This window comes from Pseudorhizobium xiangyangii, assembly GCF_020531965.1.
In the GTDB taxonomy this organism is placed as follows: Bacteria; Pseudomonadota; Alphaproteobacteria; order Rhizobiales; family Rhizobiaceae; genus Neorhizobium; species Neorhizobium xiangyangii.
Genome location: NZ_JAJAWH010000027.1, coordinates 43,893 through 56,469, shown reverse-complemented (window position 1 = coordinate 56,469; position 12,577 = coordinate 43,893). Strand labels below are relative to the sequence as shown.

At 60.6% G+C, this 12,577-nt stretch carries 13 protein-coding genes and 1 tRNA gene; 5 read left to right on the top strand and 9 right to left on the bottom strand.

Annotated elements, in window-relative coordinates; all coding sequences use genetic code 11:
- Positions 1 to 442: 442 nt before the first annotated feature.
- The 5 genes from LH464_RS20285 to LH464_RS20265 all read right to left on the bottom strand — a co-directional run bounded on the left by LH464_RS20285 (position 443) and on the right by LH464_RS20265 (position 3,796).
- Positions 443 to 808 carry a hypothetical protein gene (locus LH464_RS20285; protein ID WP_226788227.1) on the bottom strand — a complete coding sequence of 122 codons (366 nt, stop codon included), beginning with the start codon at positions 806 to 808 and terminating at the stop codon, positions 443 to 445.
- Positions 809 to 999: 191 nt separating this feature from the next.
- Positions 1,000 to 1,084, bottom strand: a tRNA-Leu gene (locus LH464_RS20280).
- A gap of 248 nt (positions 1,085 to 1,332) precedes the next feature.
- Positions 1,333 to 1,581 carry a hypothetical protein gene (locus tag LH464_RS20275; RefSeq protein WP_226788232.1) on the bottom strand — a complete coding sequence of 83 codons (249 nt, stop codon included), beginning with the start codon at positions 1,579 to 1,581 and terminating at the stop codon, positions 1,333 to 1,335.
- A 219-nt stretch (positions 1,582 to 1,800) separates the two neighbouring features.
- The gene (locus LH464_RS20270) at positions 1,801 to 2,148 is read right to left on the bottom strand and encodes a thermonuclease family protein (protein WP_226788226.1); all 348 of its coding nucleotides are present in this window, start codon (positions 2,146 to 2,148) and stop codon (positions 1,801 to 1,803) included.
- Between the two features lie 193 nt (positions 2,149 to 2,341).
- A complete protein-coding gene (locus LH464_RS20265) occupies positions 2,342 to 3,796 on the bottom strand; it encodes a TrkH family potassium uptake protein (protein ID WP_226788225.1) in 1,455 nt (484 codons plus the stop codon).
- 104 nt (positions 3,797 to 3,900) lie between these two features.
- On the opposite strand from LH464_RS20265, the gene ilvA reads away from it, so the two are divergent.
- Together ilvA and LH464_RS20255 are read left to right on the top strand one after the other, a co-directional pair.
- A complete protein-coding gene (ilvA, locus tag LH464_RS20260; RefSeq protein ID WP_226788231.1) occupies positions 3,901 to 5,151 on the top strand; it encodes a threonine ammonia-lyase in 1,251 nt (416 codons plus the stop codon).
- Between the two features lie 170 nt (positions 5,152 to 5,321).
- Complete coding sequence (locus tag LH464_RS20255; protein ID WP_226788224.1) at positions 5,322 to 5,645, top strand: HlyU family transcriptional regulator; 324 nt, start codon at positions 5,322 to 5,324, stop codon at positions 5,643 to 5,645.
- Positions 5,646 to 5,765: 120 nt separating this feature from the next.
- Here LH464_RS20255 and LH464_RS20250 read toward each other — a convergent pair whose 3' ends face one another.
- Positions 5,766 to 6,383: an FMN-dependent NADH-azoreductase gene (locus LH464_RS20250; protein WP_226788223.1), complete on the bottom strand. Its 618-nt coding sequence runs from the start codon at positions 6,381 to 6,383 to the stop codon at positions 5,766 to 5,768.
- A 147-nt stretch (positions 6,384 to 6,530) separates the two neighbouring features.
- Between LH464_RS20250 and LH464_RS20245 the strand changes: the two genes are divergently transcribed.
- Positions 6,531 to 7,493, top strand: a complete 963-nt coding sequence (locus LH464_RS20245) for a LysR family transcriptional regulator (protein WP_226788222.1) — start codon at positions 6,531 to 6,533, stop codon at positions 7,491 to 7,493.
- A gap of 195 nt (positions 7,494 to 7,688) precedes the next feature.
- Positions 7,689 to 8,249 carry a DUF2087 domain-containing protein gene (locus LH464_RS20240; protein ID WP_226788221.1) on the top strand — a complete coding sequence of 187 codons (561 nt, stop codon included), beginning with the start codon at positions 7,689 to 7,691 and terminating at the stop codon, positions 8,247 to 8,249.
- A gap of 34 nt (positions 8,250 to 8,283) precedes the next feature.
- Here LH464_RS20240 and LH464_RS20235 read toward each other — a convergent pair whose 3' ends face one another.
- From LH464_RS20235 to LH464_RS20225, 3 genes are all read right to left on the bottom strand, one after another.
- Complete coding sequence (locus LH464_RS20235) at positions 8,284 to 10,269, bottom strand: bifunctional 2',3'-cyclic-nucleotide 2'-phosphodiesterase/3'-nucleotidase (protein WP_226788220.1); 1,986 nt, start codon at positions 10,267 to 10,269, stop codon at positions 8,284 to 8,286.
- A gap of 98 nt (positions 10,270 to 10,367) precedes the next feature.
- Entirely contained in the window at positions 10,368 to 10,706 is a 339-nt protein-coding gene (locus tag LH464_RS20230; RefSeq protein WP_226788219.1) for a PilZ domain-containing protein, read from the bottom strand.
- Between the two features lie 96 nt (positions 10,707 to 10,802).
- Positions 10,803 to 11,264 (bottom strand): Lrp/AsnC family transcriptional regulator, encoded by a 462-nt coding sequence (locus LH464_RS20225; RefSeq protein ID WP_226788218.1) that lies wholly within the window; start codon positions 11,262 to 11,264, stop codon positions 10,803 to 10,805.
- Positions 11,265 to 11,417: 153 nt separating this feature from the next.
- Here LH464_RS20225 and ald point away from each other — a divergent pair, with 153 nt between their 5' ends.
- Positions 11,418 to 12,536, top strand: coding sequence for an alanine dehydrogenase (ald, locus tag LH464_RS20220; protein ID WP_226788217.1), 1,119 nt, complete (start codon positions 11,418 to 11,420; stop codon positions 12,534 to 12,536).
- The last annotated feature ends 41 nt before the right edge of the window (positions 12,537 to 12,577 follow it).

The following is a 12,577-nucleotide window of genomic DNA, read 5'->3' as shown; positions in this document are numbered from 1 at the left end:
CGCGCGGCCATGGCCGCGCGTTTTGTTTCCGCTGTCGGAAACGACGCCGCCAGGCTTGCTGAAAGCTGACGGGAGCCTCGGCGGGGGCAGGGGGAATGTCGAGGCTCCCGGCCGCGATAGGGGGAACGCGGCGGAGGCAACATGGCGTTCTAAGTGATAACGTCGAGGCCGTCTTGCGGCGGTGGTTGACTACATCCTAATTCAACGACCGCTCGTCTCGAAGCGGTGCAGAACTCCCGAATGCAGGCAAAAAAATGCCCCACCGAGCGGCAGGGCAATAAGGGGAAAAGCCCGGCTTTCTCAATCGGGCAGGGCGTGTGTCGCATGGGCGGCAGACTTGCGCGAGTGCAAATCCGGCCGTTCCGGTACGGTTGGAACATTTTCGTTGCGGACCTGTCCTTGGGGTGGTCTGAAGCCGCTATCCGTTTAGGCAGCCCTTGGTTCAGCGTCCGGAAACCCAGACCCGGCGTCCATCGCGAATGATCCAGCGGCCATCCCGGTCGTGGTCCGGGCGCGATGCGTGCGGCCGGTCACTGTCGCGGCGGTCTTCCGCCTGATTGCGCCAACCATCGCGATCAGGCCTGCCGCCTCGATCGTTCCGGTCGTTGTCATGACGCCAGTCGCGCCGATCATCCCGGTCATGACGGCCGCCATGCGGTGGCGGTGGTGGTCGACGGTGGTTGTTGTCGATTCGGTCGTATTGCGGTCTGCTTTCGTAGGCGACGTACGACCCGCCCCCGCTTACGCAACCGGTTGCAGTGATGCAGATCAGTCCGAGAGCGGACAGAACGGTGGCTTTTCTATTCATGATCTCTCCTTGCGTCTCTGACACCTGCTCGATTCGCGAATGCCAGGAGCGGCGGAAACTATTCCGCGCCAGATGAATGCAAGGTGTATGGGCTGGGGCTCTACGGCCGTTGTCGGCGCATCATGTTCCAAGGAGGTGCGGACTGCCAGCGACCGGGAGGTCGTTTAGTCCACCATCATTCCGGGTATGTATGGTGCGGACGACGGGGGTCGAACCCGTATGACCAAGGTCGAGAGATTTTAAGTCTCTTGCGTCTACCAATTTCGCCACGTCCGCGCGCCCTGTCTTTCAGGCACTTGGTGGATTTCGTCAAGCAGATGTTTTGCAGGCAATTTCTGGTGTTTTGCAAAATCAGTTCTACTGCTGTTCCACCTTCCTGGCGCTTTTCGCTTGGATTGACCGGGTCACCTTGGTCCCGTTTTCGACGTGTGTCCGCAACCGACAAAGACCGCGTTGCACCAGCATGAGCTGGCCCATGTCATCACCCGTGGAAAGGCCGTATTTGGCTTATGGTGCCAAGATTGCTAGCCTGCTGTGGTATCCGCTTTGCGTTCGTAAGAGGGTAGCCAACCGCGAGTCATGCCGTGGCTCATCGCGCCTTCCGTCAACGCGAGTTGCAGCTTGAGATGCCGACAGTCATCGAGCAGCGTCCGTATTGCCTGCCGTGCATCGCCTTCATGCCATGCGAGGACCGCTTCTACTTCGAAGGCGGGGTCGTTCCCGAGATCAGGCACTGCCGGAGCATGTGTCTCGGATGTCCGTTCGGTTGCTATGGCTTTCGGCAATGCAGGCACGACTTCTCCTTCGCGCCAAGGCGCGTTCTACACAGGTTCGAATTTCAGGTGGAGCGCCGCCGCCATGCAGCTCATGTGTTCTTACTATGTTCTCAATCGGGAATGAGTCAAGACGGAATTTTTGGGCGCTTATGAATGCCGTCGGGCGCAAGGCAAACAGTCGCCCCACCCGTCCTGCAGCAGCAAGCTGCGCATCTATCACCGGCACCACTCGACAGTTTCGCCACTGCGCCGTTCCTTGGCAAATCCCTCATCCAGAAGCTGCCGACCGATCTCCCGGCCGTTGACGTAGAGGTTGACCAGCAAATGCCTGTCGCGATCATAGCCCTCGGCGATGATCCGCACGTTCTCCCCATCGATCAATTGGTTCAGCCTCTCCCTCGCCAGCCTGGCGAGGTCGCGCTCCTTCTCGCATTTCGGTGTGCGCAGGTCCGGCGCGTCGATACCGATGCCTGACCCAAGAAGACGCAGCGTCTGGTTATTGCAGCGCAGCGTATCGCCATCGCTGACCGAGAGTGAAGCGCAGAGGATTAGGAATGAAACCATCTCGTTACCTCATGGGATATGAGGCTGATCCCCGAACGCTTGAACGTCAAGAGAACATCGCATTCCCGACATACGGGCCTGTGGTATTATGAGAGACAGTCCTCTTGCGTCCGCCAATTTCACCACTTCCGTGGGCGATTCAACACATTGCGAGAAAGGGCTGCCGTAGCCGAAAAATGCATTCTCGTTTCTTCTATTGCCGCCAGAAGATGGGGGTCAGCAGAACGAGGACCGTGAGAATTTCGAGGCGGCCGAGCAGCATCATCAGAGAAAGCAGATAGAGGGCTGGGTCGCCGATCGTCGAGAAGTTGCCGACAGGGCCGATGATCGGACCTATGCCGGGGCCGACATTGGCAAGGCAGGTCAGCACGGCGGACGTCGCCGTCAGGAAATCATAACCCATCGCGCTCATGGCCATGCTGCCGAACGCCCAAAGGGCAAGGAACAGGCTGACGAACAGGAAGACCCCGCGCTGCGCGTCTGGCTCTACCGTGATGTTGCCATAGCGCACCGGATAGACCGCATTGGGATAGATCAGCCGCTTAAGGCCGCTTCGGATGATGTTGAAAATGATGACGAAGCGGTAGGTCTTGATGCCGCCGGCGGTCGAGCCGGAGCAGCCGCCGATCGCTGTGGCGAAGAAGGCCAAGGTCACCGCAAACGGACCCCAGAGGGTGTAGTCGTCGCTGGCGAAGCCGCCGGTCGAAAGGATCGAGGCCATGTTGAAGAAGGAATGGATCAGTGCAGTGTCGATCTCCACGCCGTTGCGCAGGTGGTGGTAGACGCCAAGCAGGATCGAGAACGCGCACAGATAGCTGATGAAGACGAGGATCTGTGGATCGCGCAACGTGTTAAGGCGTCGGCGGACCGCCAGCAGGATCAGGACCGAGAAGGGCAGGCTCCCGATCGTCAGGAAGATCGTACCGATGACGAGGATCGCTTCGCTGTCGTAATAGGCAAACGACATGTCCCGGGTGGAAAACCCCGCCGTGGCAACAGTCGACATCGCATGGTTCAGCGCGTCGAAGTGGCCCATCCCGGCAATGTCGTAGGCGACCATGCAGGTAAGCGTAAGCAGGAGATAAATGGCGATGAAGGCCCGCGTGAAGCTGGCCAGCCGGGCGAACGGCTTGTCGTTCGTGTCGGATGACTCCAGCTTGAAGACCGACATGCCGCCGACCTTCAGGAAAGGCAGGATGAAGAGCCCGAGGGCGACAATCCCGATACCGCCGAACCAGCATAGCAGCGATCGCCACAACAGGATGCCGCGCGGCATGGTATCGAGACCCGTAATGACCGTCGAGCCGGTGGTGGTGATGCCTGAGACCGATTCGAACAGCGCCTGGGCGAAGCTCAGTTCGTTTTCCGCCAGGTACAGCGGAATGGCGCCGACGATCGAAAATGTGGCCCACAACAGGTTGACCAGCAGGAAGCCGAGGCGCTTGTTGAAGGCGGGCGGAGGGCCGCGGGTGGCAAGCGCGGTCATCATCGAGAGGCCACCGACCATGAAACCGGAGAGCGCGAACACCTGCCAGTCATCGTGCCCGTAATAGAGATCCATCATCGCCGGCAGGAACATCGCCGTCGCGAGATAGAGCCCGCAGAGCGCCGCGATATAGATGGCCGGCCGGAAGAGACTGGCGTTCAAGTTAAAAACCCGGTTTGCGTGGCGTCCGGGAGATGGCTTTGCCTCTCCCGGTTGGCTATGGCATAGCGGGATACCTGACGGAATTCAATTGGATGGGAGCGGACGTGACGAAGACGGGTGTGGACGAGGCCATGACGGCACTGCGGGAAATCTTCCCGGAAACGCCGTTACAGTTGAATGAGCACCTGAGCCGTCGCTACGGCGCCGATATCTGGCTGAAACGGGAAGACCTTTCCCCCGTCCGTTCCTACAAGATCCGCGGAGCCTTCAATTTCTTCCGCAAGACGATGACGACGGGTGCGCAGGGCCGGACCTTCGTCTGCGCCTCGGCGGGCAATCATGCTCAAGGCTTTGCCTTCGTCTGCCGCCATTTCCAGGTGCCGGGCGTGGTTTTCATGCCGGTGACCACACCGCAGCAGAAGATCGACAAGACCCGCATATTCGGCGGGGAATTCATCACCATCCGGCTGGTCGGCGATATCTTCGACCAGTGCTACGCGGCGGCCAATGCGCATGTCGCCGAGATCGGCGGTGTGATGGTGCCGCCGTTCGACCACCCGGACATCATCGAGGGGCAGGCAACGGTCGCGTCGGAAATCCTTGGTCAACTGCCGGAGGGCGTCAGTCCGGATCTGGTGGTTCTGCCTGTCGGCGGCGGCGGTCTGGCATCGGGAATCACCGGATACCTGAGCGACGTTGTCCCGCAGGATGACTTTGTTCTCGTAGAGCCGCTGGGCGCACCCAGCTTGAAGCGCAGCCTTGAGGCCGGTGCTCCGGTACAATTGCCCAAGGTGGACAATTTCGTCGATGGCGCGGCGGTGGCCCGGATCGGCGAGCTGAACTTCGAGGCGCTGAAGCGTTTCCACCCGGATCAGGTTCTGCTGGCGCCGGAAAATGCCATCTGCGTGACGATTACGGAAATGCTGAATATCGAGGGGTTTGTCCTGGAGCCTGCCGGCGCATTGTCCATCACAGCGCTCGACATGCTTAGTCTCGAGCGATTGAAGGGCAAGACCGTCGTGGCGGTCGTGAGTGGCGGCAACTTCGACTTCGAGCGTCTGCCGGACGTCAAGGAAAGGGCGATGCGCTACGCCGGATTGAAGAAATACTTCATCCTGAGGCTGGCCCAGCGGCCCGGCGCGCTGCGGGACTTCCTCAACCTGCTGGGGCCGGAAGATGATATCGCCCGGTTCGAATACCTGAAGAAGTCGGCACGCAACTTCGGTTCGATCCTGATCGGCATCGAAACCAGGAATCCGCAAAATTTCAAGGGTCTGCTCGAGCGTTTTGAAGCTGAGGATATCGGATACCAGGACATCACCGACAACGAGATCCTGGCGAATCTGATCATTTGATGGCTGTCACTGCTCGGTGACGGGTGTCGCCGGACCTGGAAGGTGCCTGTAACGAACGTCCCGCGTGCGTCCACAAATTCCTCAATTGGCGGCGCTCAGGAAATATCCGATCGCGGCAACTTCGGAACTCGCATCTTTCGGGACTTGTTCGAGTGTGCTACGCAGCCGTCATGGCTTCGTTTCTTTCCAACATCCTTTCCATGTTCGCCGGCGGCTCCAAGGGCGAGGCGCCCGCAGCGCCTGCGGCAGAACCGCAGGCCCATGGCGATTGCCTGATCCATGCGACACCGATCCGTGAGGGCAACCAGTTCCGTCTGGCCGGCCGCATAGAGAAGGATGTCGACGGCGAATTGCTGGTACGCAATTTTGTCCGGGCCGATGTGTTCACCTCGATGGACGATGCCCTCGAGTGTACCTTCCGGAAGGCACGCCAGATCATCGATCAGAACGGCACCGCGCTGTTTTCCGACGGCGAGAAGTCACGCTCTACCTGAGCGCTGTCCTCACGCGCCTGCGCTTTCTCCGACATCCTTCTGCTGTTCGATATCATCGTCACACAAAAACGGCCGCGACATTGCCGCGGCCGCAGGTAGTTGGCTTGCTCCACGCGCGGATCAGGCGGCCAGGGCGAGCTTGGAGATGCGGCTCTGGACCTCTGCCATTGTCTTGTCGACCGCTTCCGGACCAAAGGCCAGGCCTTCTACCGGAACCACTTCGACATCCGTCATGCCCAGGAAGGCCAGCACGGTCTTCAGGTAGGGGATGGCGTGGTTCATCGCGGTCGCCGGGCCTTGCGAGTAGACCCCGTCGGATGCAACCACAAGATAGACCTTCTTGCCGGTAGCCAGGCCTTCCGGCCCCTTTTCGGTATAGCGGAAGGTCTTGCCCGAACGCGCGATGTGGTCGATCCAGCTCTTCAGCGTCGAGTAGATGTTGAAGTTGATGAGGCCGGTGCCGATGATCACGGTGTCGGCAGCGAGCAGTTCGTCCACCAGCACGTCCGAAAGAACGGCAGCAGCGGCCTCGGCTTCGGAGCGGCTCTCGGCAGGCTTGCGGATCGCCGAGGTGAAGACTGCATCGATATGGGGCAGGGGATTGGCGCCGAGATCGCGGTGGATGATGGATTTTGCGGAGCCCGCCGACGAGAGGGCTTCGGCCAGTTCGCGCGCGACCTTGGAGGAGCGGGAGGATTCGCCGCGAGGGCTCGACGTGACGAGGAGGACAGGGGACATGACATTCTTCCTTGCGGTTATGCAATCGGCAACTTGGGAGCTTGCAGGCGAGGTGGATCTCGCCGTCGCTGGTTAGATAGTGGTGGACGGTCATCGATGAAACTGTGATAATCTAGAAGCTAACTATCGACAGATTGGATGGATGCCATGGATGCCAATCCCACCCTGGACCAGTTGCGGGTCTTCCTCGCCGTCGCGGAGACGGGCAGCTTTTCCGCCGCTTCCCGCACGCTCAACCGGGCGCAATCGGTGGTCAGCTATACGATCGCAAACCTCGAGGCACAGCTTGAAGTGCAGCTGTTCGAGCGCAGTGGCCGTCAGCCCAAGCTGACCGAGGCGGGACGTGCCATGCTGCCAGATGCGCGGCGCATCGTGGCGGACATGCAGGTCATGCGGGCACGAGCAAGGAGTATGAAACAGGGGCTGGAACCGGAACTCTCTCTTGCCATCAGCGTCATGGTGCCGGCCGACGCCGTGGTCAACGAACTGCGGGAGTTCGGCAAGCGCTTCCCCTCCGTTGCGCTCAGCCTGAATGTCGGGGAACTCGGCATGGTCATGGACATGGTGGCGAGTGGGCGGGCCAGTATCGGTCTCGGTGGAGCCCTCCTGAAGCAGGATGACACGATCGCTGCGGAGAAGATCGGTCATTCCTTCATGCTGCCGGTCGCGGCGGCCGACCACCCGCTCGCCCGGATCGAAAGGCCACTGACGCTCTCGGACGTGCGGGAGGAAACGCAGCTTGTCGTGATCGATGCATCGGGCCTGACCAAGGGCCGGGACTTCAACGTCCTGTCCTACAAGACGTGGCGGGTGAGCGACATCGCCACCAAGCACCAGCTTATTCGCGGTGGGCTCGGCTGGGGAGGCCTGCCCGCCTCGCTCGTACGCGAGGACCTTATCGCTGGCCGACTGGTGGCGTTGAAGCTCGATGCCTACGAGCAGGGGGAGTACCCGATCTATGCGCTACGGAAGGTCTCCAATCCACCAGGCCCGGCGGCGAGCTGGCTGATCGATGCTTTCCGGAGCCGCCTGTCGGCGTGTCCCAACCATGCGGATTTTGCCGAGGCGATGGGGCTCCATCTGCCATCTGCGACGGCGGCGGCGGAGTGACCGCGGGCTGAGGTTGACGATTTCAGGCTCTGTGGTAAAAAAAAGTCCACGGTCAGCAGTTCACCGAGGCGTCGCCGTCCCGCAAGGGAAGCTAAACCTGCGATATTCAAGATCATCAGCACTTATCCCGTGCCGAAGTCGACAAGACGGCGACCAGTGACACTCCGAAATGGAACGGCGCGCCGAGGATAAGAGATGACCAGAACCATCTTTCCGATGGAAGTCGCCGATATTTCGGCCTTCGCAAAATCGCTGCGTGATCAGATCGGTAAGCTCGATCACAAGCCCAGCCACGTCGAAATGCTCAACGCCCTTTCCAAGGCGGGCGGCTTCCGCAACTTCCAGCACTTTCGATCGACCGTCCGGACCACCGACACGCTCCAGGAGTGGAGCCTGGAGGCCGAGGCTCCTCCCGCGCCCGACGAAGCGCGGGTGAAGAAGACCATGCGGGTCTTCGATGGGGCGGCCCGGATCACCCGCTGGCCAGGCAAGCGCTCGCAGCAGGAGTTGTGCCTGTGGTTCCTGTGGTCGAGGATCCCCTTACCGGAAACCTTCACCGAGCGCGGGATCAGCGCATTGCTGAACACGTTCCATCTGTTCGAGGATCCGGCGCTCCTGCGCCGTGATCTGGTGGACCTCGGCCTGATGCGCAGGAACAGGGACGGCAGCGATTACCGGCGCGTCGAGAAGAAGCCGCCACCGGAACTGGAACTGCTGACACAACTGCTGGGCGAAGCGATGCAGAAGGCTGCCTGAGCAGTCTTCCTGTCACCGGCTGGTGATGTCTCGCTTAGAGCACCAGCCGGAACTTGGCGAAGCCTTCCGCTCCGTCGCCAGCTTCCTCGATCTTTGCACCCTTGATCTCGCCGGCATAGTCGCGCCCCTTGGGACCCGTCTCGAAGACGGCGGTGGTACCCTCCATCGGCTTGAACGACCAGTTGGCATCGGCGGAAGGGTTGATGGTGCCCTGCTCGATGATGTAGCGGACGATGACGTCACGGTTGGTGTCGGGGGCCACAAAAATCACTTTGTCGCCCGCAATCTCCGGGAACTTTCCGCCACCGCCTGCGCGGTAGTTGTTGGTGGCAACGACGAATTTCTGTGCCGGGTCGATAGGCTTGCCGTCGAACCGGAGATCCACGATGCGACGCGCGCCGGGATTGACGAGCCCGCCGTCCTTGTCGAAGCGCACAGGTTGCGACAGGTCGATCTGGTAGGTTACGCCGTCGATGACGTCGTAGTTGTAGGATGGGAAACCGTCGTTGATGAGCGGGGCGTCCTTGGCACCTTGCTCGACCTGATTGAACATGCCTGCCGACATTTCCAGCCAGTTCTTCACCTGCTCGCCGCTGATCAGCACCGCCTGCACGGTGTTCGGATAGAGATAGAGGTCGGCGACGTTCTTGATGGCAATGTCACCGGCAGGGACATCCGTGTAGTACTCAGGCCCGCCGCGACCGCCTGCCTTGAAGGGGGCAGCGGCCGAAAGCACGGGCAAGTCCTTGTACTGACCGTCCTTCAGCATGTCCTTGATATACCAGGTCTGCGCGTTCGAGACGATTTGGACCGACGGATCGTCGGCCACTAGCGCGAAATAAGAGTAGAGCGGCGCCGAGGTCTTGCCGACAGGGCGGCGGATATAGGCGAGGGTGGCCTCGTGCTCCTCCGTCACGGTGGCGGTTACGTCCGATTTGTCGCTCACGTCGGCGACTACCTTGCGGTCTTCGTCGCGGTGGTAGATCGGCCGCGCCTCGGTGGTGAAGTCGACGATCTTCCAGCTGTTTCCGTCTTTTTCCAGCAGCAGGTCGATGAGGCCCATGTGCGAGCCCCAGAAGCCGGCCATGACGGTCGGTTTGCCCATCAGGGTGCCCTTGGTTGCGTCGGCGCCGGCTATGCCCTCGAAATCCTTCGGGCCGGGGAAGACGAGGTGCTGGTGGCCGGTAAACACGGCATCGATCCCATCGACGCCGGCCAGATAGAGCGAGGCGTTCTCCATGCGCTCGCTCATGCCGGAGCCGTCGATGCCGGAGTGGGAGAGGGCGACGACGATATCCGCGCCTTCCTCCTTCATCACCGGCACCCACGCCTTTGCGGCATCGACGATGTCGCGAGTCTGCGCCTTGCCATCCAGATGCTTGGCATCCCAGACCATGATCTGCGGCGGGACAAAGCCGATGAACCCGACCTTGACCGGGCTCGTTTTACCCGCGCCGTCGCGGATCTGCTTTTCGAGGATCACGTAGGGCTTGAAGAACAGGTCGTCCTGCTTCGGGTCCGATGCCAGCTGGCCCTTGGTCAGGTTGGCGCAGACATAGGGGAAACCGGCGCCCGCCAATGCCTTGAACATGAAATCGAGGCCGTAGTTGAACTCGTGGTTGCCAAGAGTACCGGCGTCGTAGCCCAGCACGTTCATGGCCTTGATCACGGGATGCTGGTCGCCTTCCTTCATGCCGCGCTCATAGGCGATGTAGTCGCCCATCGGATTGCCCTGAAGGAAATCGCCGTTGTCGATCAGCATGGAGTTTCCGGCTTCGGCGCGGATCGAATCGATGATGGAAGCGGTACGCGCCAGGCCCATCGTGTCGTTGGGTTTGTCGCCATAGTAATCGTACGGGAAGACGTGGACGTGGATGTCCGTGGTTTCCATCAGGCGCAGATGCGCCTGGTTCGCCTGAGCCCGCGCCGCAAACGGATGCAGCATGACGAGCGCCGAGGTGGCGACGAAGCCCCCCATCAGTGAGCGGCGCGTGATGGGGTGGAGGGCGGTAGGCGACATCGAGGACTCCCTGGATCGTTTTGCCGGCGCGAGACTAGGCGCATTCACATGGAAGTGCACCGGCAAAATTACAGGATCTGAACGATGGGATCTTCGTCTTATCGTGTCAGAACAGGTCGCACGTCCTCATGGAAGAACCGGAAATAGGAGGAGACCTGCGCCAGCGCGTTGCTGTTGAGGTGAAGCTCGATCCCGATGCGGCTTCCGCGACACCAGCGCACCGTACCTTCGATGAAGCCGAGCTCGTCGCTCTCGATCTTCACCCTGCTGCCGTCGGCCGCGTTGAACCGTTCCTCGAGTTCCAGCGCCATTCCAGTCGCCGAAAGGTCGACGACGCGGCCGCGGGCGGACTGATTGTAGTAGCGAACCGTTGCGAAAATCCGGGTCCTTGTACGTGCGGCAGCCCGCGAGGACATTCCAAGATTGTTCTGTTCCATAAGGTGCTCCACTTTCTCAGGGAAGCGACATTCAAGCAGGAAATAGTTGAAATGGCTTTGATCCGAATGGTTAAGGATCTGCAACGCCGCCGCCCGTCACAATCCGACATTTGGGCGATCGATAACCTCCCGCAGGGCGAAGCTGGAGTTGATCTTGACCACGTGCGGCAATGCCGAGAGCCAGTCGCGGTGAATCCGCTCGTAGTCTTCCAGGTCCTTCGCCGCCACGCGCAGGATGTAGTCGTATTCTCCCGACATGAGGTAGCAGACCAACACGTTCGGGCAACGCTTCACCGCCGCCTCGAATTCGGTGAGCGTCTTGGCGAACTGGCCCGACAGCGAGATGTGGACGATGACCATCATCTTGTAGTCGAGAGCCTTGTTGGACAGGCGCGCGTGATAGCCGCTGATGGTGCCCTTGCTTTCGAGGTTGGCGAGGCGGCGGGAGCAGGCGGACTGGGAAAGGCCTACGCGCGCGGCAAGATCGGCGTTGGAGATGCGTCCGTCCTGCTGCAGAACCCGCATCATCGCAAGATCGATCGCATCCAGGTCGGACATGTGCAATAAATCCTCTATATTAGCTCTTCCCTGCAAGTATCTGCGAAAATCTCCGGAAAGCCAATCCGCCTTCGCAAGGACATTGTCCGCGTTTTCTGTTTTGGTTTTCACCTGACAATCAGGCGAAATGCCATAACAAGAGAGGAACGCTGAATGCGTGTCGGATGCCCGAAGGAAATCAAAAACCATGAATATCGTGTGGGGCTCACGCCCGGAGCGGTGCGGGAATACGTGGCCCATGGTCATGAGGTTCTGATTGAAAGCGCCGCGGGTGCCGGCATCGGCGCAGATGACAGCGCCTATATCGCCGCTGGCGCCCGGATCGTGGGGTCCGCAAAGGAAATCTTCGAAAAATCGGACATGGTCGTCAAGGTAAAGGAGCCGCAGCCGCAGGAATGGGCGCAGCTCCGTGAAGGCCAGATCCTCTACACCTATCTCCATCTCGCTCCGGACCCGGAACAGACCAACGGATTGCTTGCCTCCGGTGTGACCGCCATTGCCTACGAGACGGTGACGGATGATCGTGGCGGTTTGCCTCTCCTGGCGCCTATGTCGGAAGTGGCCGGCCGTCTTGCCATTCAGGCTGGAGCCACCGCCCTGCAGAAGGCGAACGGTGGACGGGGCATCCTCCTCGGCGGCGTGCCAGGTGCCATACCGGCGAAGGTCGCCATCATCGGTGGCGGGGTCGTCGGGCTCCATGCGGCGAAGATGGCCGTGGGGCTTGGCGCCGATGTTACCATCATCGACCGCTCGCTACCGCGCCTGCGCCAGCTGGACGACATTTTCAACGGCCGCGTGCATACGCGATATTCGACGATCGGCGATCTGGAGGAAGAGGTCTTCGCCGCCGATCTGGTGATCGGTGCCGTCCTCATCCCGGGTGCGGCCGCGCCGAAGCTTGTCAGCCGCGAAATGCTGTCGGGCATGAAGAAGGGCGCCGTCATTGTGGACGTGGCGATAGACCAGGGCGGCTGCTTCGAAACCTCCCATGCGACGACCCATTCGGAGCCGACCTATGAGGTCGACGGCATCATACACTACTGCGTCGCCAACATGCCCGGTGCCGTCCCCATTACCTCGGCGCATGCGCTGAACAATGCGACCCTGCAGCACGGACTCGCGCTTGCTGATCGGGGCCTTCGTGCCATCGCCGAGGACAAGCATCTGCGCAACGGTCTCAACGTTCACAAGGGACGCATCACCAACCATGCGGTTGCGGATGCCCTGGGGCATGAGGTTCATGCGCCGGAAAACCTTCTTTACGTTGCCTGATCAAGATACAACGAATCGATTGGAATTCTGGATTTCCATTC

Excerpts from the sequence above, each read along its gene's own strand:
- LH464_RS20285 (WP_226788227.1), bottom strand. The coding sequence starts at position 808 with ATGAATAGAAAAGCCACCGTTCTGTCCGCTCTCGGACTGATCTGCATC.
- LH464_RS20230 (WP_226788219.1), bottom strand. The coding sequence starts at position 10,706 with ATGGAACAGAACAATCTTGGAATGTCCTCGCGGGCTGCCGCACGTACA.
- LH464_RS20245 (WP_226788222.1), top strand. The coding sequence starts at position 6,531 with ATGGATGCCAATCCCACCCTGGACCAGTTGCGGGTCTTCCTCGCCGTC.
- LH464_RS20255 (WP_226788224.1), top strand. The coding sequence starts at position 5,322 with ATGGCTTCGTTTCTTTCCAACATCCTTTCCATGTTCGCCGGCGGCTCC.
- LH464_RS20225 (WP_226788218.1), bottom strand. The coding sequence starts at position 11,264 with ATGTCCGACCTGGATGCGATCGATCTTGCGATGATGCGGGTTCTGCAG.
- ald (WP_226788217.1), top strand. The coding sequence starts at position 11,418 with ATGCGTGTCGGATGCCCGAAGGAAATCAAAAACCATGAATATCGTGTG.
- LH464_RS20250 (WP_226788223.1), bottom strand. The coding sequence starts at position 6,383 with ATGTCCCCTGTCCTCCTCGTCACGTCGAGCCCTCGCGGCGAATCCTCC.
- LH464_RS20270 (WP_226788226.1), bottom strand. The coding sequence starts at position 2,148 with ATGGTTTCATTCCTAATCCTCTGCGCTTCACTCTCGGTCAGCGATGGC.
- LH464_RS20240 (WP_226788221.1), top strand. The coding sequence starts at position 7,689 with ATGACCAGAACCATCTTTCCGATGGAAGTCGCCGATATTTCGGCCTTC.
- LH464_RS20235 (WP_226788220.1), bottom strand. The coding sequence starts at position 10,269 with ATGTCGCCTACCGCCCTCCACCCCATCACGCGCCGCTCACTGATGGGG.